This is a genomic window from Nitrosospira briensis C-128, from assembly GCF_000619905.2.
In the GTDB taxonomy this organism is placed as follows: domain Bacteria; phylum Pseudomonadota; class Gammaproteobacteria; order Burkholderiales; family Nitrosomonadaceae; genus Nitrosospira; species Nitrosospira briensis.
In genome coordinates this window covers 2447040-2470380 of the sequence record NZ_CP012371.1, presented here as the reverse complement: position 1 = coordinate 2470380, position 23341 = coordinate 2447040, and the positions used below count along the sequence as shown (strand labels likewise).

18 protein-coding genes are annotated in these 23341 nt (G+C 53.6%); 9 read left to right on the top strand and 9 right to left on the bottom strand.

Features of this window, described 5'->3' with window-relative positions; genetic code table 11:
• Positions 1 to 321 precede the first annotated feature (321 nt).
• A complete protein-coding gene (gene icd, locus F822_RS11055; protein WP_025041879.1) occupies positions 322 to 1575 on the top strand; it encodes an NADP-dependent isocitrate dehydrogenase in 1254 nt (417 codons plus the stop codon).
• Between the two features lie 127 nt (positions 1576 to 1702).
• On the opposite strand, the gene F822_RS11050 is transcribed toward icd, so the two are convergent.
• Entirely contained in the window at positions 1703 to 1906 is a 204-nt protein-coding gene (locus F822_RS11050) for a cold-shock protein (RefSeq protein WP_004174375.1), read from the bottom strand.
• 287 nt (positions 1907 to 2193) lie between these two features.
• Here F822_RS11050 and clpS point away from each other — a divergent pair, with 287 nt between their 5' ends.
• Positions 2194 to 2502 (top strand): ATP-dependent Clp protease adapter ClpS, encoded by a 309-nt coding sequence (clpS, locus tag F822_RS11045; protein WP_025041880.1) that lies wholly within the window; start codon positions 2194 to 2196, stop codon positions 2500 to 2502.
• A 1-nt stretch (position 2503) separates the two neighbouring features.
• Entirely contained in the window at positions 2504 to 4762 is a 2259-nt protein-coding gene (gene clpA / locus F822_RS11040; RefSeq protein WP_025041881.1) for an ATP-dependent Clp protease ATP-binding subunit ClpA, read from the top strand.
• A 99-nt stretch (positions 4763 to 4861) separates the two neighbouring features.
• Here the strand turns inward: clpA and F822_RS11035 are convergent, their stop codons facing one another.
• From F822_RS11035 to F822_RS11025, 3 genes are all read right to left on the bottom strand, one after another.
• Positions 4862 to 5083 (bottom strand): dodecin family protein, encoded by a 222-nt coding sequence (locus F822_RS11035; protein WP_025041882.1) that lies wholly within the window; start codon positions 5081 to 5083, stop codon positions 4862 to 4864.
• Positions 5084 to 5347: 264 nt separating this feature from the next.
• Positions 5348 to 7915: a cyanophycin synthetase gene (gene cphA, locus F822_RS11030; RefSeq protein ID WP_025041883.1), complete on the bottom strand. Its 2568-nt coding sequence runs from the start codon at positions 7913 to 7915 to the stop codon at positions 5348 to 5350.
• A 66-nt stretch (positions 7916 to 7981) separates the two neighbouring features.
• Entirely contained in the window at positions 7982 to 10216 is a 2235-nt protein-coding gene (locus tag F822_RS11025; protein ID WP_025041884.1) for a cyanophycin synthetase, read from the bottom strand.
• Between the two features lie 453 nt (positions 10217 to 10669).
• Here F822_RS11025 and F822_RS15385 point away from each other — a divergent pair, with 453 nt between their 5' ends.
• Positions 10670 to 10855 (top strand): hypothetical protein, encoded by a 186-nt coding sequence (locus F822_RS15385; RefSeq protein WP_156304404.1) that lies wholly within the window; start codon positions 10670 to 10672, stop codon positions 10853 to 10855.
• Positions 10856 to 11085: 230 nt separating this feature from the next.
• Here the strand turns inward: F822_RS15385 and F822_RS11020 are convergent, their stop codons facing one another.
• Both F822_RS11020 and F822_RS11015 read right to left on the bottom strand, forming a co-directional pair.
• Positions 11086 to 11559 (bottom strand): cyanophycin metabolism-associated DUF1854 family protein, encoded by a 474-nt coding sequence (locus F822_RS11020; RefSeq protein WP_025041885.1) that lies wholly within the window; start codon positions 11557 to 11559, stop codon positions 11086 to 11088.
• Positions 11556 to 13850 (bottom strand): cyanophycin metabolism-associated ABC transporter, encoded by a 2295-nt coding sequence (locus tag F822_RS11015; RefSeq protein ID WP_036576643.1) that lies wholly within the window; start codon positions 13848 to 13850, stop codon positions 11556 to 11558. Before F822_RS11015 ends, F822_RS11020 begins: the two co-directional genes overlap by 4 nt.
• A 56-nt stretch (positions 13851 to 13906) precedes the next feature.
• Here F822_RS11015 and F822_RS15380 point away from each other — a divergent pair, with 56 nt between their 5' ends.
• Positions 13907 to 14194, top strand: coding sequence for a hypothetical protein (locus F822_RS15380; protein ID WP_156304403.1), 288 nt, complete (start codon positions 13907 to 13909; stop codon positions 14192 to 14194).
• Here the strand turns inward: F822_RS15380 and F822_RS11010 are convergent.
• From F822_RS11010 to ovoA, 3 genes are all read right to left on the bottom strand, one after another.
• The gene (locus F822_RS11010) at positions 14161 to 15066 is read right to left on the bottom strand and encodes a DMT family transporter (RefSeq protein WP_025041887.1); all 906 of its coding nucleotides are present in this window, start codon (positions 15064 to 15066) and stop codon (positions 14161 to 14163) included. The two genes, F822_RS15380 and F822_RS11010, sit on opposite strands and share 34 nt — an antisense overlap.
• A gap of 173 nt (positions 15067 to 15239) precedes the next feature.
• Complete coding sequence (locus tag F822_RS11005) at positions 15240 to 16472, bottom strand: MalY/PatB family protein (RefSeq protein WP_231623487.1); 1233 nt, start codon at positions 16470 to 16472, stop codon at positions 15240 to 15242.
• On the bottom strand, positions 16469 to 18580 hold the full coding sequence (gene ovoA / locus F822_RS11000) for a 5-histidylcysteine sulfoxide synthase (RefSeq protein WP_036576646.1): 2112 nt from the start codon (positions 18578 to 18580) through the stop codon (positions 16469 to 16471). The genes F822_RS11005 and ovoA overlap by 4 nt, the downstream gene beginning before the upstream one ends.
• Before the next feature lie 694 nt (positions 18581 to 19274).
• Between ovoA and F822_RS10995 the strand changes: the two genes are divergently transcribed.
• The 4 genes from F822_RS10995 (at position 19275) to F822_RS10980 (ending at position 23324) form a co-directional block, all read left to right on the top strand.
• The gene (locus F822_RS10995; protein WP_025041890.1) at positions 19275 to 20018 is read left to right on the top strand and encodes a DUF3047 domain-containing protein; all 744 of its coding nucleotides are present in this window, start codon (positions 19275 to 19277) and stop codon (positions 20016 to 20018) included.
• A gap of 155 nt (positions 20019 to 20173) precedes the next feature.
• Entirely contained in the window at positions 20174 to 21061 is an 888-nt protein-coding gene (locus F822_RS10990) for an alpha/beta fold hydrolase (protein ID WP_025041891.1), read from the top strand.
• Positions 21062 to 21379: 318 nt separating this feature from the next.
• Entirely contained in the window at positions 21380 to 21928 is a 549-nt protein-coding gene (locus F822_RS10985) for a Slp family lipoprotein (RefSeq protein WP_025041892.1), read from the top strand.
• A 142-nt stretch (positions 21929 to 22070) separates the two neighbouring features.
• Positions 22071 to 23324 (top strand): YfiM family lipoprotein, encoded by a 1254-nt coding sequence (locus tag F822_RS10980; protein WP_025041893.1) that lies wholly within the window; start codon positions 22071 to 22073, stop codon positions 23322 to 23324.
• Positions 23325 to 23341: the final 17 nt, after the last annotated feature.

The window sequence follows — 23341 nt, the reverse complement described above, 5'->3', positions numbered from 1 at the left end:
GCTATTTTTACATAGGTTCGAAAGTATCGCTGTTAACGATTTTCCGAGAAATCGTTTTCTGTGAAATCGAACCGATATCGATGCCATCAGCATATACTCGGCTGGGATAACGCAGGTAACTCAGCGCTGCCAATCCGTACGCTCTGTCACATTCGCCTGGTAACGTCGATTCCCGGTTCCAGGCGAAATAAAGCATGTTGGCGCTTCTCTTCCAAACCCGGGTAAAATGTAGGGGTTTGACCAGCCAGTTTTCCGTTTACTGTTTACGGCAGACTCCGCTGCTAACCGCTACCATCACCGAACACTCATATTGGAGAAACCATGTACCAGCACATCAAGACGCCAGCCGAAGGCACGAAAATCCGCGTAAACGCAGATTTTTCCCTGAGTGTGCCGGATAACCCCATTATTCCCTATATAGAGGGCGATGGTATCGGCGTGGATATAACGCCGGTAATGAAGGAAGTGGTGGATGCCGCGGTGAGTCGTGCTTATGGCGGCAAGCGCAAGATTACGTGGATGGAGATTTATGCTGGCGAAAAAGCCACTCGTATTTATGGTGAAAACGTCTGGTTGCCAGATGAAACACTGCAAGCCGCGGCGGAATATGCGGTTTCCATCAAGGGGCCACTGACCACCCCGGTAGGTGGGGGTATTCGCTCGATTAACGTCGCTTTGCGGCAGGAGCTTGATTTATATCTATGCCTGCGTCCTGTACGCTATTTTCAGGGTGTACCCAGTCCGTTAAAGAATCCGGAAAAAACCGATATGATAATTTTCCGTGAAAATTCGGAAGACATTTATGCTGGTATTGAATGGGAAGCCGAGTCGGAAAATGCAAAAAAGATAATCAGTTTTTTAACGGTGGAAATGGGTGTAACCAAAATACGCTTCCCGCAAACATCGGGAATCGGTATCAAGCCCGTTTCCAGGGAGGGCACCGAGCGGCTGGTACGCAAGGCAATACAGTACGCAATCGACAACAAGCGGCCCTCCGTAACACTGGTGCACAAGGGTAATATAATGAAATACACCGAGGGCGCTTTCAAAAACTGGGGCTATAAACTGGCTTCCAGAGAATTCAACGCCAGCCTGCTCGACGGCGGCCCGTGGATGAAGCTGCCGGAGGACAAAGGAGGCGTCATAATCAAGGACGTGATCGCGGATGCTTTTTTGCAACAGATTTTGCTGCGTCCCGAGGAATACGATGTCATCGCCACGCTGAACCTGAACGGCGACTATATTTCCGACGCGTTGGCGGCGCAAGTGGGTGGCATCGGCATCGCCCCCGGAGCAAACCTCAGCGACTCGATTGCAATTTTCGAGGCAACGCATGGCACTGCGCCAAAATATGCAGGCAAGGATCAGGTCAATCCGGGGTCGATCATACTATCCGCGGAGATGATGCTGAGGCATATGGGCTGGGTCGAGGCTGCGGACCTGATTATCGAGGCGATCGAGAAAACGATCCAGGATAAAATTGTGACTTATGACTTTGCGCGTCAGATGACCCATGCGCAGAAGGTTTCGTGTTCGGGATTCGGACAGGCGCTGATTGAGCACATGCCGGCATAGCTCATGATTAAAAAAGCCCCTTGGCGATTTCCGGCAAGGGGCTTTATATAATTTTGTATTAAATTACATTTTGTATTGGATTACAGCATGATCGCGGTTAACCACGTCAGCATGGAATCGTCAAGCATTAAGCAGATTGAATATTTGAAGCTTGCTTGCCCTTCGGACCTTGAGTAACCTCAAAACTTACTTTTTGACCTTCTTTAAGAGTTTTGAATCCGGACATATTGATGGCGGAGAAGTGAGCGAATAGATCTTCGCTACCATCATCCGGTGTAATGAAACCGAAACCTTTTGAGTCGTTGAACCATTTTACTGTACCAGTTGCCATTTTTGCTTCCTATATAAAAAACCGGGCCGGAAACCCGAACACTGTTTGAGTTTCAAGACCGCAAAACGGCTGTAACCGGTACTGCAGAGAACTTGAAGCCAAACGCCAAGAGCAGTTTTACGCAACTCTAGTATTCAAGTCAAGTGCTCAATTCACTTATTTTATAGAAGTGCAACAGAATAATTTTCTGAAGGTACTTGAATATTTCAGTGTAATCGTCAAATATTATATCAAGAGGCAGAAACTTGCCCATTTCGCTCTAACTGATGAATAGCGAGACTGGAGACATGAAAGCAGGGAATCATGGAGATGTTGTACTGGAGGCTAAAAAGAGTAAACTCAAACCACCGCCAATGTTCAAGGTGATTTTGCTGAATGATGATTTCACGCCTATGGATTTCGTGGTGGCCGTGTTGCAGACTTTTTTTTCAAAGAGTCGAGAACAGGCAACCCAAATCATGCTCAAAGTACATATGGATGGAGCGGGAATATGTGGAGTTTATCCCAACGATGTAGCTACCACCAAGGTTGAGCAGGTGGTCGCATTTGCGAGGCAGCATCAACATCCGCTAAGGTGCGTGATGGAGGAGACGTAAAATGATTGCCCAAGAGTTGGAAGTAAGTTTACACATGGCGTTTGTCGAGTCGCGGCAGAAGCGGCATGAGTTCATAACGGTCGAGCACTTGTTATTGGCTCTGCTCGACAATCCGACCGCCGCAGAGGTGCTGCGCGCCTGCTCGGTGGATATGGACGATTTGCGTCGACTGCTGACCGAGCACGTTACCGAGAACACACCTACCGTTGGCGGCAGCGGCGAAGTGGATACACAGCCTACGCTGGGTTTTCAGCGCGTGATCCAGCGCGCGATTCTGCATGTCCAGTCTTCCGGGAAAAAAGAAGTCACCGGCGCCAACGTACTGGTAGCGATATTTGGAGAGAAGGATTCCCACGCGGTTTATTTTCTTCATCAGAAAGGCATCACCCGGCTCGATGTGGTGAACTATATTTCTCATGGCATCAGCAAGGTATCCCAGGGAAGTCCTGCGAAATCCGAAAGCGAAGGCGATACCGAGCAGGAATTGAGCGCGGGCGGCGCACTGGAAAGTTACGCGGTCAATCTCAACTCCCTCGCGCTGGCCGGCAAGATCGATCCGTTGATCGGACGTGAACGGGAACTGGAACGCCTGATACAGACGCTATGCCGCCGCCGCAAGAATAATCCCTTGCTGGTGGGTGAAGCGGGCGTGGGCAAGACCGCCATCGCGGAAGGACTGGCAAGGCGGATTATCGAAAATGACGTTCCCGAAATTCTTGCGCATCACCAGGTTTATGCGCTGGATATGGGCGCACTGCTGGCCGGGACTAAATACCGGGGGGACTTCGAACAGCGACTGAAGGCGGTGCTGAAACAGTTGCTCGACAGTTCCAATGCTATTCTTTTCATTGATGAGATTCACACGCTGATCGGTGCCGGGGCCGCTTCGGGCGGCACGCTGGATGCGTCCAATCTTCTTAAACCAATACTTAATACCGGCCAGCTGAAATGTATCGGTGCCACGACTTATAGCGAATACCGGGGAATCTTTGAAAAAGATCATGCCCTATCGCGTCGTTTTCAGAAAATCGATGTACTTGAACCCAGCGTGGAAGAAACGGTTTCCATATTACGAGGCCTGAAGGCCCGTTATGAGGCGCACCATGGCGTCAAATATACGGCCATAGCGCTCACCACGGCAGCGGAGTTATCGGCGCGTTTCATTAACGACCGGCATTTGCCGGACAAGGCGATAGATGTCATCGACGAAGCCGGCGCAGCGCAGCGTATTCTGCCGAAGTCGAAGCAGCGCAAGGTGATCAGCAAACATGAGATCGAAAGCATCATTGCCAAGATAGCGCGCATTCCGGCACAGAATGTCTCCAGCGATGACCGGAGTACGCTAAAAGTGCTGGATCGAGACCTGAAAGCAGTGGTATTCGGACAGGACAAGGCCATCAATGCACTGACAGCGGCGATAAAGATGGCAAGAAGCGGCTTGGGCAATCCACAAAAGCCAGTCGGCTCATTTCTTTTTTCCGGCCCTACCGGTGTTGGCAAAACCGAAGTGGCGCGGCAGCTGGCTTATGCACTCGGCATTCATTTGCACCGCTTCGACATGTCGGAATACATGGAGCGGCATGCCGTTTCACGCCTGATCGGCGCTCCGCCGGGATATGTCGGTTTCGACCAGGGCGGTCTGCTCACCGAGGCCATCATCAAGCAGCCTTATTCGGTACTGCTACTGGATGAAATTGAGAAAGCGCATCCGGATATTTTCAATATCCTGCTGCAGGTGATGGATCACGGCACGTTGACCGACAATAATGGCCGCAAGGCGGATTTCCGCAACGTGGTAATTATCATGACCACGAATGCAGGCGCTGAAGCGCTCAGCAAATCGTCCATGGGCTTCACCACCGGTGCGCAGGCAGGAGATGAGATGGCCGATATCAAGCGCATGTTTACGCCTGAGTTCCGCAACCGGCTGGATGCGATCATTTCCTTTGCATCCCTGGATAGGGACGTGATTCTGCGTGTGGTGGATAAATTCCTGATGCAACTTGAAGCGCAGTTGCACGAGAAGAAAGTGGAGGCGATATTTACCGATGCGCTGAGAGAATACCTCGCCAAAAACGGCGCTGATCCTCTCATGGGCGCCCGACCCATGGCCCGCCTCATTCAGGACACTATTCGTAGCGCGCTGGCGGATGAGCTACTATTCGGACGTCTGGCCAACGGGGGCAAAGTGACGGTGGATATCGGTGCCGATAACAAGGTGAAACTTCAGTTTGAGGAAGAAGCCGCCGCTGCTGTATAAGCATTGATCTCATCAACGCAGTAAAAACAAAAAAGGCGCAATCAGCGCCTTTTTTGCGTCGGTAATGCCTGGGTAGTCCGAAGTTTGGTCGAACAACAGTTACTTGCCTTCGGTTTCATACTTGAAAGACAGATTCACTCTTGCACGATACGCAACGACCTTGCCATCCTCGATTACCATATCCAGCTTCACTATTTCCGCAACCCTCAGGTCGCGCAACGTTTTTGACGCCGTCTCGACGGCATTTCTGGCTGCATCCTCCCACGAGGTCTGGCTGGTTCCGATTATCTCTGTAATTCGATAGATGCTATCTCCTGACATGATTTTTCTCCTTCCAAGGTAAGCAATAAAAACGGTTGCCGAGCGAACTCAGCGCAACAATCTCAACGCGAATTTCAGTTTATGGCTAACCTCGGTGGATTGCAAATCTATACTCGGTTGCCGAGAGATGATATCAACTACAGCCTGCATAAACCTGATCGGCGGCATTTGATCAGTCCTGCGGCGCATTACAAGTTGAAACAGTATCATATCGGCATTCAGTTGCTGTGCTCTCAAGCACAGCCGGTGCGCCAGCGGCGCTTGTCAGCCGGCAACTACGCGCTGGGTAATATATCCCAGTGCTTCATCCACCTGGTCGATGAGAATAAGGCATAACTCTCCGGCTTTCAGGTTGGCGAAGGCAGTATCGATCGCCACAAACTCGCCGCGAATCTCCTTGACGTCGCGGGTGCGCTTCGCATTCTTCAGACCTTGTCGCAACAGGCTCAGCACTTCCCCATCGGCTCGGCCTCTTTGACACTTGTCCTGATAAAGCACCACCTCGTCAAAAGCATCACCGAGAATCTTGGTCTGTTGACGGATGTCCTCGTCGCGGCGATCACCCGCGCCGCTGATCACGACTGAGCGCCGCTTGGCCGGCATCTTGTCGATAGCGAGCACAAGCGCCCGGATTGCATCCGCATTATGGCCGTAGTCCGCAATAAGCGTGGCGCCCCGGTGGCTGAAGAGATTGAAACGGCCTGGTGCGGTTTGTGTGTCGCTGACAAAACCGGCTAACCCGGCACGTATGACTTCCCAGTCGAGACCAAGTGCCCAGCCCGCGCCAGTGGCAGCCATTGCGTTTTCGATCTGGAATATGATGGCCCCGTTCTGCGTGAGAGGAATTCCCGCCAGCGTCAGGTGGTGTTCAACACCCGCTTCCGAAGCGACGATCGAATCGCCATCGAGATAAATGACGCGCTTGCCTCGCACCCGATGTTTCACTATCACGGGATTACGGGGATCACAGGCGAAAAATGTGACCGAACCCGGGCAGTGGGCCGCCATGCTTGCCACAAGGGGGTCAGCCGCATTGAGCACGGCGACGCCGGTACCCTGTGTCACATTTTGAACGACGATGCGTTTGACGGCAGTCAAATCCTCTACCGTGTTGACGTGTGAAAGGCCAAGATGATCGCCTCCACCGATATTGGTCACCACAGCTACTTGGCAACGATCGAAACCCAGTCCCTCGCGCAGCAGGCCGCCCCGCGCCGTCTCGAAAACCGCCGCATCGACATCGGGGTGAAGAAGAACTTTCTTTGCACTCTTCGGGCCGCTGCAGTCGCCCGTATCGATGCGCTGGCCTTCAACATAGACACCGTCAGTACTGGTCATGCCGACACGCATGCCCTGACATTCGAGGATATTGGCAATCAGGCGGACGGTGGTGGTCTTGCCGTTGGTTCCCGTTACCGCCACAACGGGGATGCGCGCGTCATCCCCGTCTTTGAACATATTGGCGATAATCGCCTCTCCTATCGCACGCCCTGTGCCAAATGAGGGTTGCAAATGCATGCGAAGGCCTGGCACAGCATTGATCTCTATTACGGCGCCGTGCTCTTCAAGCGGATTCGACACGCTGTCGCAGACGATATCCACGCCACAGATATCGAGGCCTACCATTCGGGCAGCGGCTTCCACGCGCGCGGCAAGCTCGGGATGAACGTCATCGGTGACATCGGTGGCTGTTCCCCCGGTAGACAGGTTGGCGTTATTGCGCAGCACAACGCGTTCGCCTCTGGAGGGCACGGATTCCGGAGCCAAACCCTTGGTCGCCAGTTGGGCAACCGTAATTTCGTCAAAATAAATTTTAGTCAGTGCGTTCGCATGACCTTCACCACGTCGCGGATCACTATTTATCTGCTCAACCAATTGGCTAATGCTGTGCATGCCGTCGCCGACAACCTGCGGCGGATCGCGCCGAGCAGCCGCGATCAACTTATTGCCGACCACCAGCATGCGGTAATCATTACCGGGAACACAACGCTCAACCAGGACTTCGTCGCTGATCTCAGCCGCTACCGCGTAGGCAGCGTCCACCTGTTCCCGGCTGGTCAGGTTCACGCCGACTCCCCTGCCCTGATTGCCATCCCGCGGCTTGACAACGACCGGGCCGCCTATTTCACAGGCGGCTATCCAGGCATCTTCCGCACTCGCTACCGGTCTGCCTGCCGCGATCGGGATACCGGCATTGCTCAGCAACGTTCTGGTCAGTTCCTTATCCTGCGCAATGGATTCCGCCACGAGGCTGGTTCGCCCCGTCTCCGCAGCCTGAATACGACGCTGGCGACTGCCCCAGCCAAACTGGACCATACTGCCATCGGTCAGCCGGCGAAAAGGAATATCGCGTGCCACAGCCGCACGGACGATCGCGCCGGTACTCGGCCCAAAACGTACCTCTTCATACCGTTCACGAAGACGACCGACGGCATCGGCGATGTCGAAGAAAGTATCCTCAATGGCGGCGCGGCATAAGGTTAACGCGAATTCGATGGCAAGCCTGCCTACCGATTCTTCGCTGTATTCGACAATGACTTGATAAACGCCGGCTTCCAGCGTGCGAGTAGTTTTACTGAAGATCACCGGGCAACCGGCCTGTGTCTGCAGGCCGAGCGCAGCGCGCCCGAGCGCATGCGCCATGATCCCAGCTTCGGGCTGGAATGCCGGCTGGAGCAAATCGATTTGCGGAAATCGGTCGCGCAGCCGTTTCATGAAGCCTCTGGTTTCTACGAGAGATCCGGTTTCACCGCAAGAAACTATTGCTTCTATGGCTGTGTGGCGGCTCCACAAATTAGGCCCACGCAATGCGCGGATAGACGATACTTTCATTGAAAGTTCTCCTGGTGCTTCTTGCTCATCCGGAGGCGCTGCTGATATGCGTCTGATTTCCATGTCCTATTGGATGCTCGCGAAATTTTCAATCCCAACACGTATGAGAGCCGGTTCGATACCGAGCGCCCACGCAGCGCCCACCGCCGCCAGGACATTCTCGACTTCCGGAACGGCATGGCCGCCTTGGGTAAGCGGAACATCCGCTACCTTTCCCAGTACCAACTCGCTGGAACCGGTAACGAGCAGAATTTTACCATCTCGAACTATCACAGCCCGCTTGGCCTGTGCGCCTTTTATCTCCGCCGTATCGGCTAAACAATGTTTCCTGATAACAGGCAACTCAGGATCGAGGCTGAAGTAAATGACCTCACCGTTGCACAGTGCAGCCATTTCAACCAGCATTGCCTCCCTGGCGTTGAGTACCGCGGCACCCGTGGGCAACACCACATCCACTTGAGTGCGCAGTACATCAAAAACCTGCTTGGCGGTTTCGATATAGTGCCGTCCATAGTGCCGCTTCAGCTCGACATTGGTAATGATACCTACATGACATCCGTCGTAGGCCAGGCCCTCACCCAGAATGCTATCGCTACCATTTTCAAAAACCGCGGCTTCTATCGAACGATTCGTCAGGATGTTGTTAGCCGTCTTCCATTTGGCATGATCGCCCTTATGGACTTGCCTGCGGTCGAGGTAAAACCCATCGCTGCATGCCAGTCCGGTATGTTTGCCGGACAACGCGAGTAGATGAGCGATAAGGTGCGCCACCGTCGTTTTACCATAGCTGCCAGTAATGCCGACGACCGGAACCCGACCGTCTCCCTGGTTGGGGAAGAGATGCTCGACGATAGCTTCGCCAACGGGGCGCGGTGTACCGATGACAGGTTTGATGTGCATCAGCAAACCGGGCCCGGCATTGACCTCGACAATCGCCCCTCCCTGTTCGGCAAGTGGACGGGAAATATCCCTGGCAACGAGATCGACGCCGGCAATATCCAGCCCGACGATGCGGGCCGCAAGTGAAGCAGCCGCAGCGATGCTGGGATGTACTTCGTCAGTCACATCAAAAGCGTGATTGCCGTTACGCTGAATCAGAACTTCAAGACCGGCTTGCGGTATTGAATTGATGGTGAAGCCCTGGCGGGTGATTTCCATCATCGTTACGCCATCGATGCTGACGGGATTCAAGGGATGGTCTTCGCTTGTCCCGCGGCGCGGATCTGAATTGATCTGGTAGCGTATCAGCTCGTCAATGGTTGATCTACCATCGCCGATCACCGAGACCGAATCGCCTCGGCTGGCCGCCACGAGGCGTCCGCCAACCACCAGCAAGCGGTGTTCCGTACCCGGAATATAACGTTCGACCAATACGCCGTCACCTTCTTCCAAAGCCGCGCGATAAGCGGACTCGACTTCTTCCTGCCTGCTCAGCTCAATAAAAACGCCACGTCCATGATTGCCGTCGCTGGGCTTGACCACGACCGGCAAACCTATGTCCTGGGCGGCTGCCCATGCGTCTTCCGCACTATGAACACTGCGCCCGTCAGGGACTGAAACACCGCAGGACTGAAGCAACACCTTGGTCAGGTCCTTGTCCCGCGAGATGCTTTCGGCAATGGCCGGCGTGAGATCGGTCTCGGCTGTCCATATACGCTGGCTTCGAGCGCCATAGCCGAGTTGCACGAGATTTCCCTTGGCGAGAAGGCGGATGGCGGGAATGTTGCGGATGGCAGCGGCCTCGACGATACAGGCGGTAGATGGCCCCAGCCAGAGTGAATCCACCATGTCGCGCAGGCGCTCGATGGAATCCTTGACGTTATAGGGTTGGCCGTTGGGCTGCAAGTGTCCCATTGCCGCCAGCACCAACTCACGCGCCTCCGACAGAGCGCTACGCGCGATATTCTCATGCCAGGCGCTGACGGCAACCTTATAAACGCCACGCAAGGAAGTTTCTCTGGCTCTGCCAAAGCCGCCGTGCATGCCCGCGAGGTTTTGCAGTTCAAGCGTAACATGCTCGAGAATGTGGCCGGTCCAGGTGCCGTCCTTGAGTCGGCGCAGAAATCCACCGCGCTCTCCATAGCTGCAGCGGTGCTCGATCAGCGAAGGAAGCCAGGAAGAAAGGCGCTCGTAAAAACCGGGGATGGTATTTGACGGAAAATCCTCCAGATCTCCGATATCAACAATGGCCTCGAGCACCGGGCGAAGCGTCCAGATGTTAGGCCCATTCAGGTGGCGAACCTCAAGAAATTTAATGTCCCTGTTTGCACAATCGGTATTTGTATCCGCGTACGCCAGCATAAATAGGATTCTCGAAAGAGTAAGTTAAATCCGGACTAACGCGGCTGACGGAAATCGGTTTACAGCTAAGCAGTCCAGCGTTGCTGCATGCTTCAACCAGAATCCGGCAGTTGGACGGGATGGAGTGAGCTCACCGGAAAGATCAAGCTCACAGGGCATAAAAAATCCTTTTCGGTTATAGCGCTTGGTTGACAAATGGGCTGACCAACGAGCTGAAAAATGAGCGGTCAACTACCGGATTCAGGTTCAAAGTCTGCTGCAAAAAAGTATATCCTCGGTCGTTCATCCGGATGCTCTCACTCAGCTCGAGGCAGCCTGCACGGTAGCAGGCTGTCCTGTTTGATGAATCAGGTTTCTTATTGATAGCTGATGCCGCTATCTCGTGGTGTATCGGCTTGACGATTTTGGGGAACTCGATTGTGTTCTGTGCGTCTTGCGATCGGCACTTCCAAAATGGAAAAGTCTCGTGAATTTATCTTATCGTTCATGGCGCCCGGTTATTGCCCAATTATTGTTCGTTATGGATTGGCAACCCGACAAAAGAATAAAGCATTCATCATACCAGCTTTAATTAATCTTATTAAACAATATGTTGCTGCCACCAAGGAAAATATTATTGTCGCTATTCAGCGACAATAATATTCAAATTGATACTAACCGGTTGATGAGATATGACTATCGTATGTCTCCTGTCAGCGACGATTCCATACAGAGCCTAATGAGACCAAAACGGGACAACATGAAAAGAACAACGACGTAAAGTCGACACACAAGATCAGCCTGTCTTGATGAGAAGTTGAGACATGCTGAGGTGGATTATCGCAAACTGTGGCAGCATTTTTGTGACACATCTCTTTCGTAGTCCGGGGCTACAGGAAGCGATCCAGAATCCTTCGGCTGTGATGATCCAGAGCGAAACGGTCGCGGATGAGGAAGTGAATGCCCTGACTGTCCGTGACCAGCAGAGAGGGCGGCTTGAGCCTGCGAATGTATTCCTCACCTTTGAGGATGAAAGCGGTTTCGCCCCGATCCGTTTCCACGTACCAGGTGCTGGGTGTAGCAAAACTTGAAACCTCATGGATACGCCTGATTTCCGGCATGAACTCCCGACCTGCAAGATCCGCTTCCACGAGTTTACGCATTTCGTCCGGCAGATCGCTTAATTTCTCGATCCAGGCGAGTTCGCGACCGTGCGAATCGATCAGGGCGATATCTCGCTCGGGCGCGGTAATCGGAAACGCTCGTACTGGAACTACGCCTTCCTGCACCTTCCCATCGTTCGCGACAAATACCAGGCGCCCGAACGTGTTACGGCTTAGCAGATAATCAGGTTTGCCGTTCATTCTCGACCATCCTCGGCTTTGCGGTCGACATCCGGTCTACGCAAGTCATCCTCGGTATCGATGTTACGTGCCTGGGCCTCGTAGAGGCTGTAGTAATGGCCTTTTCGTGACATAAGTTCTTCGTGGCTGCCGACCTCTATGATGCTGCCGCGGTCGAGTACGATGAGCCGGTTAGCATCGCGTAGCGTAGAAAGGCGGTGGGCAATCGCAATCGTCGTGCGGCCCCGCACCAGATTTTCGAGCGCTTTCTGGATTTCTTTCTCGGTGGTTGTATCGACAGAAGAAGTGGCCTCGTCGAGAATGAGAATACGAGGATCGATGAGCAGGGCGCGAGCAATCGAGATGCGCTGCCGCTCGCCCCCCGAGAGAGTCTGACCTCGCTCGCCGACCAGGGAATCGTAGCCGTGCGGCAGGCGCAGGATGAATTCATGGGCATGCGCTGCACGGGCTGCGGCAACGACCTCCTCCAGGTCTGCGTCCGGTTTGCCGTAAGCAATATTCTCGGCGATGGTTCCGAAAAACAGGAACGGCTCTTGAAGCACGAGCCCGATGTGCCGGCGGTATTCGGCGACCGGCAAGGAGCGAATATCTACACCGTCCAGCAAAATTGCGCCTTCGGTGACATCATAAAATCGGCAGATCAGGTTGACAAGCGTGCTCTTGCCTGAGCCACTGTGCCCCACGAGACCGATCATTTCGCCCGGCGCAATGGTGAGGCTGATATCGTGTGTCACGGTGCGGGTACCATAACGGAATCCAACGTTGCATAACTCGATCCGACCTTCAACGATGGGTAAATGCACGGGATGCGCAGGATCCGGCACGCTGGAAACGTGATCGAGGATTTCGAAGATACGCTTGGTGCCGGCCGCTGCTTTCTGCGTAAACGAGACAATGCGGCTCATCGAGTCCAGCCGCATGTAGAAACGGCTGATGTAGGCAAGGAAAGCGGTAAGCACGCCCACCGTGATTTCGTCCCTGGATATCTGCCAGATGCCGAACACCCACACCACGAGCAAACCGACTTCGGTTAATAGTGTCACGGTCGGCGTGAACAATGACCAGACCTTGTTGACCCTGTCGTTGACTTCCAGATTATGATCGTTTGCCGAGCGAAAGCGTGCTGCTTCGCGTTTCTCCTGCGCAAACGCCTTCACGACGCGTACGCCGGGGATGGTATCGGCAAGCACGCTGGTGACCTCCGCCCAGGCGCGGTCGACTTTTTCAAATCCCGTGCGCAACCTGTCGCGCACCAAATGGATCAGCCAGGCGATAATCGGCAGAGGCATCAGCGTTACCAGTGCCAGCCAGGGGTTGATTGAAACCAGGACGGCTACTGTCATGCCGATCATCAACACGTCAGTAAAAAAATCAAGCAGGTGTAGCGACATGAAAACGTTGAGGCGATCGGTCTCGGAGCCGATGCGCGCCATCAGGTCGCCCGTGCGCTTTCCACCGAAATAGGCATGTGAAAGTTTGAGGAGATGCTCGTACGTGGCGGTGCGCAAGTCGGCGCCGATACGCTCTGAAACGAGTGCCAGCATATATGTTCGCGACCAGCCCAACACCCATGCCAGAACTGCGGCACCCAGCAGGCCGGTCAGATAAAATATGACCAGGTCAATATCGATCGGCTTGCCGTTCTGATAGGGAATCAGAATATTATCCATTAGCGGCATGGTCAGATAGGGCGGTACCATCGTTGCAGCCGTGCTGCCCAACGTCAGCAAGAACCCGGCAAGTAATCGTCCTTTATAGGGTTTGGCAAAGCGCCACAAGCGGAACAATGTCCAGGTCGACGGCGACGTTTCGGTTTCACGGCTGCAGACCTCGCACTCTTCCTGCCCCGGCAATAGGGGGGTATCCAGCGCCCTCTGGCATTTTGGGCAGAAAGCCTGAGCAGGCGCCGACGTAACCTCGCCGGCAAGTTGATGGTTGAGTTGCAGGTTGAAACTCTCGATCAGGCGCCCTGCTGCAGTATCCGCGCCGAGCGTGTAGCGCCAGTGAGCAAGCAGTGAATTCTCGTCAAGAAGCTCAAGGCTGCCAATACCGGCGTGATCGTGACGCGCCAGCGTCAATCCCGGGCGATAAAGCCATTCCTGCCAGGTTGTATCCCTGCCTGATGTCGCTAACAGGCGTTTATTGGTAACAACCACCAGCCCGGATGCAAAATACAGTTGGGTATCAAGATCCGTTTCAAGCCAGGCCAGGACATTTTCTTCCTGGTAAAGCCGTGATTCAACGCTTGTAATCCAGGCGGACGGCAGGGTGAGCGGCGGCCTATCGGGCAGGTGGCCGGCAGGCAAAATCGGCAAAGACTTGGAGTGTGGCGTCGTCAATCTGGTGAATGGACCAAAAATTTTCTTTACTCAAAAGCGGGTTGCCGCTACGCGACATTGCTCATCGTTTCCATGGGCCGATACGCAGCCCCTCGCATGTTGCTGTCGCCGATACCGTTCAATACAGTTTCTCAGCATCGGCCTTCATTCAATCGATGACGGTTTCCGGCTCCCTGCAGGCGATTCTTGATGAACTGGAGGCGCTTGGTTGGGATCGGCTTCGTTGGGATCAAGCGGATTATGCCCTATCGAAGTCGTTATGTTACTTACATTCAAGTCCTGGTTCTGTTTCTTGATTCTCCCGTGCTCCAAGGATGGCACCCGCAGTCACCGCCGCCAATCCCGACAGCGTCAGCAGGGACAGCGGTTCCCCCAGAATGGGCACAGCAGCCAGCGCGGATGCGACAGGCACAAAAGCCATCAGCAAAGCCACTGTTTGGGAACCAAGGCGGCTCACCGCGAAGGTAAAAAGCAGCATAGCCAGGAATACCACTACTACGCCCTGATATATTGCCTGAACGGCAATTTCGTTGACAGGTGCTTGGCCAAGCGTACTGGGCAGGAACAACCACCAGATCGGCAGATAGACTACCGCGCTACCCAGCGTAGTCGCTACCGTCGCGGCAAGCGGCCGTATCGGGTAGCGGCTGAGCAGCAGCGTGAAGACGGCCCAGGATGATGAACCGCATAGTAAGAGCAGGTCGCCAAGAATTTGCGTATGGGTGAGTTTCGGTCCGCGAGAAAACGAATCTACGGCAATCAATACGATTCCGGCAAAGACAATGACCAGCGCAATGTGGCGTTTTCTCAATGGCCTCTGCCCAAGCCATAACCACGCAATGATCGCCGTCAAAAAAGGCAGTGCGCCAGGCAATAGCACAGAAGCATGAGCAGCCGGCGTTATGCGGAATGCAGCATACACGACGATAGCATAACCTATGCCGCCGAACAGCGAGAACAGCACGATTACCTTGAATGGCGGCAGCAGAATCCGTGGCAAAAAAAAGACCGCGATGCAGGCGCCGACACCAAAACGCAGCGCCGCGATGTCCCAACTTGTCAGCATGCCGGTGCCGCCCAGACGCGTAACAAGGATAAAACCGGTCCAGATGCACATGCTTAAGAAAGCCGCGATCCAACCGCTACGAGAATATGTTGCTGGATTCACGATGTTAACCACTGTCGGCAAGATATTCCAAATACGAAAACTATAGCCGGAACACGGCAATAAAGACCATCACTCTAGCGGAACAGCGGGGCGTTTTTGTCTAATACTATCGGGAAGAGAAGGCGGTGCCGTCAGGGCGAAGCTGGAAAACTTCAGATATATACCGGATACTGTCAGGCTGGAACCGATCCAGGTTGAACTCTATGTCGTGCTTTCCTGATATTTTCAAGGGCTGCTTCAATGATGCGACGCGGCGTGCCGATATTCATGCGCATGAAGCCGCTTCCGGCCTCGCCGAAAAGCGTACCGGGACTCATGCCCACGCCAGCTTCGTGCACGAAGAAATGCCTGAGCTGGGCGTCGTTTATATCTAATGCAGCCATTAGCGCACGGCAATCGAGCCAGAGCAGATACGTTCCCTCCGGTCTGATGAGGCGAATTTCCGGAAGATGCTTTGCCAGATACGCCGCGACGAAATCGCGGGTTTCCTGCAGATAAACAAGCAACGCGTCCAGCCATGCCCCGCCTCCCCGATAGGCAGCCTCGAAAGCAGTGATACTGAAAGGGTTGGATGCACTGACGTGCATCGTATCGAATATTTGCGTGAGTTCTTCGCGTCGCTCCGGGTTGGGCACAACAAGCGCGGAGAGATTCATCCCGGGGATGTTGAATGTCTTGCTGGGCGCCGTAGCGGTCACAATATTGTTCCCGTTTCCGGATGCCGCTTCCGCCAGCATCGACAGCGTATGATGCTGGTTTCCAGGATAGACCAAATCGGCGTGAATCTCATCCGAGAATATCACCAGATCGTGTTTCTCGGCAATTTGCAGAATCCGCTCCAGCTCCTGCTTGCTCCATACCCTGCCGACCGGATTATGTGGAGAGCATATCAACAACAGGCGGGCTTTCTCCGCGCATTGCTCCAGGTGGTCATAGTCGATGTCGTAGCGGCCGTTCCTGAGGCGCAACGGATTATGTATCAGTTGCCGGCCGGTGCCGGTAACCGCCGAGAAAAAAGGAAAATAAACCGGCGGTTGCACGATAACCGACTCGCCCGCCGAGGCGAAAGCCATTACAGCTGCATGTAGCGAGGGGACCACGCCGGGACACATCATGATCCAGTCGCGACGTACTTCCCAACCATGACGTTGCTTCAACCAGCCTATCAAGGATTCATACAAGCTTTCCGGGTAGACGGTATAGCCGTATATGGGATGGGCAGCACGCCGCGCAAGGGCCTGAGTCACTGCCGCTGGTGCTGCGAAATCCATGTCCGCTACCCATAGGGGAACGACGTCTGCTGCACCAAACATACTCTGGCGTGCTTCATATTTCAAACTAGCGGTACCGCCCCTTTTGATTTCAATATCGAAATCAAAAGGGGCGGGAATATGGCTGCCGCTCAATCGATTTTTTCCCAGATCGTCAGTTGCGAGACGGTATGCTGGAATTTCCGCCGTGTTTCCCGAATTACGAATGGCACGTCCTGTGGAGCTTGAATCAGTTTGAAATGGCTGCCCAGGATCTTTTTCAGGCCGTCAAGCGTGGTAAAACTTTCACCATCCCGCTTGAATCCACCAATCCATGCATCCCGCTTGGTATGTTCCTCCAGCCAGGTATACGGCGAAGCGATCAGCAAAAGACCCCCTGGGTTGAGCCGTGCATGAATGGTTGTGAGCAGTTTGGCCGGATCGTAAAGACGATCGATGAGGTTGGCTGCAAGGATGAGATCGTAACCGGTAAAAATAGGCTTGAGGTTACAGGCGTCTCCCTGGTAGAACGTCACTTTATGCTTCACGTCATCCAGGCCGAGACCAGTCAGCGTACGCTCTCTATAGAGAACGAGATCGCCCTCATCCGTTAGCGTATAGCGCAACATACCCTGCGCAGCAAGCTGGACGCCTTGTCCGATGAAGCGGGCGGAGAAATCGATACCGGTTACCTCATCGAAATGCCGCGCCAGCTCAAAAGTCGAACGTCCGGAAGCGCAACCGAGGTCGAGTGCTTTGCGGGACGGTTTATTACCCATGGCGGCGATAGCCAGCTTGGCAAGTGCCTTCGAAAAATTAGGCACACCAAAGTAGGTATCGCCATAATGAAATTCAGCGTACTCGGAAAGGAGCTTGTCGGTTTCATAGTGAGAGTCATGCCGCACGGCAGGCGCATCGCTAACCACGTAGCGAAATCCGGCATGCTGAAAAAAATGACGCCGAAACGCATAGCGAGCGCTCTTCCGCGATTCATCCCCACATGAAATCCAGGAGCCGCCCTTCATGAGATTGTGCCGCCCATCGAATGTGGGCGTGGTGAAATCATCGTAATGCGGATGAATATCAAAACCTTCAAATGGATAGATGGGGGTTTCGGTCCATTGCCAGACGTTACCGACGATATCGTAGAAATCTCCCTGAGAAAATTCATTGACCGGGTGAGCGGATGCAAAATGATCGAGATGAATATTGGCTGGCGCAGGTTCAGCAGGGGGAAGCTCGGATACGCCGGCCATATCGTAAAGGCGATACCATTCGTCTTCCGTCGGGAGCCGGTACGGTTGACCACTTGCTGCCGCTTTCCAGTTGCAAAACGCCTTTGCTTCATGATAATTCACTTCAGCCGGCCAATCCCATGGCATGGGTATTTCTTCGGTCATCAGGCGCAATCGCCACTCGGCGCCTTGCCTGATCCAGAAAAGGGGGTATTCCGCACGAGTATGACATCGCCAGGCACGGCCTTCTTCTTCCCAGAAACTTTCGGTGCCGTAGCCGTTTGCCTGGACGAAGGCAAGGAACTCCTGGTTGCTTACCAGGTATTTGCCGGCTTTAAAAGCCGCAACTTCCGCTACATGGCTGCCATACTCATTATCCCATCCATAGGTGGGATCGGCTTTGTCTTTACCAAGACGCACGGTGCCCGAAGTCACATTGATGAGCCGGTTTTGGGGCGCCGGGCCGGACTTCCGGCAGGGTTCCCATGCTGGATGAGGCTTGACATGTTCAATTGCATGCTGCCGGATGAGCACGGATGACGTCTCAAGATGGATGAGCTCGTGCTCGATACACATCATGATGGTCCACCAGGGGTTATCCCAGCCTATCGGCAAGCTAAGCGGCGTGTCCCTGATAAGCTGGTCCACGACATTGCGCACCGTATTGCGATAAGCTCGCACTTCTTCGACGGACGGCCAGTCGTAATGGGTCGTGTCCAGGTCATCCCAGCCCATTTCGTCGACGCCTACCGCGAACATGGATTCCATCCTGGGGTTGATCCGTTCCGTGATAAGCCCCGCAAGCAGCAGCTTGTTTGTAAAAAAAGTAGACGTATGGCCCAGGTAAAAGACTAGCGGATGACGCAACGGAATCGGTTTTTTGAAATAGGCTTCATCACCCTGCAATGTCTCAAAAAGCTGCTCGTAGCGATCCAGCGTGGCGTGAAAATATTCGCGTATCTCCTCACGTTTTGCAGCGACATTATCGCCAGAGAGAACGGGCGTTCTCGGGAAAAGCAATTTTGGCATCATGCGTAACTTTGGAATTTCAGAAGCGGACTGGACGGGCATTATGCCTTTTTTTGCGCTCAGATTCATATTCAACCTCGGGTATGAATTGCCTCGATAAAGTAAAGAATAAACCAGGGAGTGTACACCCAGATACATTGCCGCAACATTGCCTTAAACCTGAATCCCCCACTCAGCCGCTCATTTTTTTACTCATTTTCCACCTAGCGGCATGATCCAAAGAGACTTTTTTACGCCACTTTTTTCCATTCCTCGACCTCGTCTTTTTGGTCGGTTCGCTACAGCACGGATAGATGGGATCGTCTGAGGGAAAATCAGCGTATCCCGGATTGGAGGATCAAGGTTAAGTCAGCTAAATCAACCAGACGCAACCAGCAAGTCGAGCCGATGCACCATTTCAGATCAACCGGTCGAACAGATATTATCTTTGAATTCGATTCTGATGACAGGAATGAGTTCCTTAACCTGCCTTCCCCTTCTCCCCGCATTCCGTCTTTTGGAGCTGGATTCTGCGTGTATAGCCGCAAAGTGGAGGTAAAGGATGTGCATGAGGCAAGAGAGTAGCGCAAATAAGAAAAAAAATGAACGCCTTCGACGATTCAGGCAGGGTTAGATTCGGGCAGGGTTACCCTGGCAGCCTGCCCGGCTTCGTGATATCAAAGGCTCAGGATCAGGCTCAACGATAGGTGAACTCTTGCCGCGCTGTACCGAAAAATCGATATTGTTGATGCAGGGGGATACAGCCATCATTCATCGCAGGGTGACGCCTATTTTCGAGAAGGCGTCTAGATATACCCAGATGGCTATGCTGGCTTGGGTACTCGCATTTTTACCGGCCCTGTCATCGGCAGGGAATGAGCGAGTGGACATCGCCCGTTTCTCGCGCGGTGACCTGGCCGGCTGGAAACCGAAGATGTTTTCCGGTTCGACCCATTATGCCTTCACGAACGAGAACGGACGAACCGCGCTGCGTGCGCAGAGCAATGCCACCGCTTCCGGGCTCTATCGCGAGGTGAGCATCGAACTCGGCAAGACGCCTATCCTTAACTGGACATGGCAGATTGGCAACATATTGGCGGGGGCGGATGAGCGCACTCGTGCAGGCGACGATTACCCTGCACGCGTCTATGTCGTCTTTTCCGGCGGCATGATGTTCTGGCGCACGCGCGCCATCAATTATGTATGGTCAAGCAAGCGGCCGGTCGGTAGTGGCTGGCCTAATGCGTTTACGGGTAATGCATACATGATCGCAGTAGAATCGGGCTCTGAGCGGGCCGGCCGATGGGTTGAGGAGCGCCGCGACGTTCTTTCCGATTACCGGCAGGCTTTTGGTGAAGAGCCTGGCCCCGTCGATGCCGTGGCAATCATGACCGACACGGACAATACAGGCACAACTGCAACCGCCTGGTATGGAGACATCTGGTTTAGCTCGAAATAAAAATCGGTGCTTATCGATCGTGAAATTGCGCCCTCTTTTCCTGTCTGTTCCTATTGTTATTGTGAATGCTACCGCTTGCCAACATCATCGTCACCGTCATTGGGATATGTTGCGTTTCATCGCCAACCTACGCCGAACTTGATCGAGGGTACTCCATGGAAGAAATAGAGCTTCGTCACGAGCACATGGCGGGCAATGGCATAGATCTTCATGTTGTCGCCGCCGGAAAGGGGCCGGCGGTCATTTTGCTCCATGGCTTCCCCGAAAATTGGCGCTCCTGGTTGCATCAGATCCCGGTCCTGGCCGCCGCGGGCTTTTCAGTACTGGTGCCGGATATGCGGGGATACAATCTTTCAGGACGTCCGGCGGAGCAAGATGCTTATAAATTAGATCGCCTTGTTGCAGACATCGCTGCCCTGGTGCATGCAACCGGCTACCCCCGAGCCCATATCGTCGGGCACGACTGGGGCGGTATTATCGCGTGGTCGTTCGCAGACCGGTATCCCGAACTGGTGGACAAGCTTGTGATCCTTAATGCGCCCCACCCCAAAATCTATCTCGAAAAAGTGCGGCATCTGCCACAAATGCTCAGGAGCTGGTATGTGCTCTTTTTTTTACTGCCACGCTTACCCGAGCTTATGCTTTCAGCCAATAACTATCAGGCAATACGCGATATGTTCCAACTGCGCCCGGCACGAAGAGGAGCTTTCGGCAAACGGGATATCGAGCATTATATCGAAGCACTTTCACAGCCGGGGGCGCTTACCGCCGCACTTGATTACTACCGGGCAAACGTGCCTGGAGGCTTGCGCAAGTTTGCGCAAGATGGGCGTATCAACGCGGAAACTCTTGTGATCTGGGGAGAACTCGACCCCGCGTTAGGACCCGAGTTACTTGACGGGCTTAGCAATGTTGCATCTCACGTCCGGGTTTATCGAATCCCGGATGCGAGCCATTGGGTACAAAATGAGGCGCCTGCGGAAGTTAATCAGGCACTCGTGGACTTTTTAAAGGGTGAAGACATGAACACACCGCTCCGTTAAGAGAGCCCCCGCTATCTAGCAGTCTGTCGGACTTGAAGGAAATCGGCTGCAAAAACGTCTGGCTGGTTCATATTTCGCCGCTTTTTCGGCTAATAGAATAACTATCGGCCTTCAAAATCCGCAAAATCTGCCCTCACCCAGTCACTTCTTCGCTGCGATTCTTCAAGTCCGGCAGGCTGCCAGGGAATTTTTCGTGAAGTCAATATTACTCTTCCAGTTTTCAACTATGCTGTAAACAATATTCGGAGAAATTTGGGCGCCAAGTGGATGTCACCGCGCATTCCGGAAAGTGCTTTCATAATCGAAGGGAACAAGGCCATGAAATTATATCTATTATCCTTCTGTATGTTGTTGAGCGCATGCGTCGGGCTACCGTCCGCGGTCAGGAATGTGCCCGTTGCAGATATTACCTATCCCCAGGCGAGCCGGGACCTGAACCAATACAAGGATACATCCGTCCGCTGGGGTGGGGTCATAATCGATGTAGACAATGAGGAAAATTTCACGCTCGTACAAGTATTGTCCTATCCCCTTAATTATTATGGCCGACCCCAGCTAAGCAAGGCAGCGGAAGGGCGTTTTGTCATTAAAAGCAGCGAGTTTCTTGACCCGGCCGTTTATGCAAAAGATCGGGAAATCACGGTGGCGGGAAAACTTGAAGGCGATATCCAGCGTATGATAGGAAAGAAGACGGTGCTGCTGCCATTGCTGGCTTCTCAAGCACTTTATCTATGGCCGGTTTATCAAAATGATCCCTATGGCTATGGTTATAGAGGCATGGGCGGTTATGGCTTTAATCCCTATTTCGGATATGGATACTATGGCAGCCCATTTTATTGGGGCGGATACTATAGACCATACTGGTAAGATATGGGCCTGATATTCGGGCCTTGAAGCCATCCGGGTGCCACCACTATCGATTTTCCACGCCGCTGCATGGGTGGCATTCGGCCCGGATGCTCGACTTTTGCGTTTCGTTCACCGATAGCTCTCGAAATACTCCCGCTTGATGCACAAACTTCTCCTTATTTCGATAAGCTTGCTGGCCGTTGTCCTTTTGGCACTGGCGGCCGCGTTATCGCTCGCCATTGAAGACCGCCCTCGTATCGAGCGCCAGGTCACTCTCACGCCAGAGCATATAGGCCGCGCCAAGCGGATCATCGACGCGCATCGTTACTGGGTGAGGCCAGGCATGCTCGCAGCCGCCAACATAACGTCCTCCGATGTTGATCTTGCCGCAAATTACCTGGCGCATCGTTTTGGAAAAGGCAGCGCACAGGTAATCCTTGCCGATGGTAACGCGGTCATCCACCTGAGCCTTCCTATGGCGACAATTCCGATTAATGGCTATATAAATCTTGCGGCATCTGTGATGGAGGTAGATGGAAAACCACAGCTCCAGTCAGTGCAGGTAGGGAAACTCATGCTGCCCGATGTGCTTACGCAGGCACTCGCACTTCAGTTCATGGACTGGCTGCGGCAAAGCGACGAATATAAAGCAGGACTCGATTCGCTGAAACGGATCAAATTGTCGCGCAACGAATTGAGTATCGTTTATCGTTGGGCAGGTGGTTTTTCCAAGGGTATGCGGGCTTCGATCATTGATAAACAGGAGCGCGAGCGCCTGCTCCATTATCAATCGATCCTGGCTGCGAATAGCATACGCAATGAAGCCGTAATACCACTATCCGAAATCCTGCCTCCGCTCGTCCGCGTTGCGGCGGCTCGCTCGGTGAACGGGGGAGATGCATTGGCGGAAAATCGCGCGGCAATCCTGGTCGTGGCATTTCACGTACTAGGCGTCTCTTTGAAACGGATTCTTCCAGAAGCTGCAAACTGGCCCCGGGCTGCGCCTCAGAACATTACGCTCGACGGACGTGATGACTTTGCAAAACACTTCATGGCCTCTGCCGCTATTGCGGCCTATGCCGACACCATGCTATCCGATGCGATCGGGCTGTATAAGGAGATCGAGGATTCCCTGCATGGCAGCGGTTTCTCATTCAATGATATTGCCGCTGACCGCGCAGGTACGAAATTTGGAGAAAAGGCGGTAATAAGCGAAGCCTCCGCACTGCAACTTCAACACCGGGTTGTTTCAGGGCTCAAGGACGCGGATCTGATGCCTTTGTGGTCGGATTTGCCTGAATTCATGTCTGCGATGGAGTTCAAGCAACGCTTCGGTGGAATCGATACGCCGGCCTACCAGGGAATGATGCAGAAGATCGAGCAACGCGTCGCGGCTTTGCGCGTGCTGCAATAAGAATTTCAGGAAGAAAG

Bases quoted from the DNA above. Each gene is read 5' to 3' on its own strand.
- icd (WP_025041879.1), top strand. From the start codon at position 322: ATGTACCAGCACATCAAGACGCCAGCCGAAGGCACGAAAATCCGCGTA.
- F822_RS11050 (WP_004174375.1), bottom strand. From the start codon at position 1,906: ATGGCAACTGGTACAGTAAAATGGTTCAACGACTCAAAAGGTTTCGGT.
- clpS (WP_025041880.1), top strand. From the start codon at position 2,194: ATGAAAGCAGGGAATCATGGAGATGTTGTACTGGAGGCTAAAAAGAGT.
- clpA (WP_025041881.1), top strand. From the start codon at position 2,504: ATGATTGCCCAAGAGTTGGAAGTAAGTTTACACATGGCGTTTGTCGAG.
- F822_RS11035 (WP_025041882.1), bottom strand. From the start codon at position 5,083: ATGTCAGGAGATAGCATCTATCGAATTACAGAGATAATCGGAACCAGC.
- cphA (WP_025041883.1), bottom strand. From the start codon at position 7,915: ATGAAAGTATCGTCTATCCGCGCATTGCGTGGGCCTAATTTGTGGAGC.
- F822_RS11025 (WP_025041884.1), bottom strand. From the start codon at position 10,216: ATGCTGGCGTACGCGGATACAAATACCGATTGTGCAAACAGGGACATT.
- F822_RS15385 (WP_156304404.1), top strand. From the start codon at position 10,670: ATGGAAAAGTCTCGTGAATTTATCTTATCGTTCATGGCGCCCGGTTAT.
- F822_RS11020 (WP_025041885.1), bottom strand. From the start codon at position 11,559: ATGAACGGCAAACCTGATTATCTGCTAAGCCGTAACACGTTCGGGCGC.
- F822_RS15380 (WP_156304403.1), top strand. From the start codon at position 13,907: ATGGACCAAAAATTTTCTTTACTCAAAAGCGGGTTGCCGCTACGCGAC.
- ovoA (WP_036576646.1), bottom strand. From the start codon at position 18,580: ATGCCAAAATTGCTTTTCCCGAGAACGCCCGTTCTCTCTGGCGATAAT.
- F822_RS10990 (WP_025041891.1), top strand. From the start codon at position 20,174: ATGGAAGAAATAGAGCTTCGTCACGAGCACATGGCGGGCAATGGCATA.
- F822_RS10985 (WP_025041892.1), top strand. From the start codon at position 21,380: ATGAAATTATATCTATTATCCTTCTGTATGTTGTTGAGCGCATGCGTC.
- F822_RS10980 (WP_025041893.1), top strand. From the start codon at position 22,071: ATGCACAAACTTCTCCTTATTTCGATAAGCTTGCTGGCCGTTGTCCTT.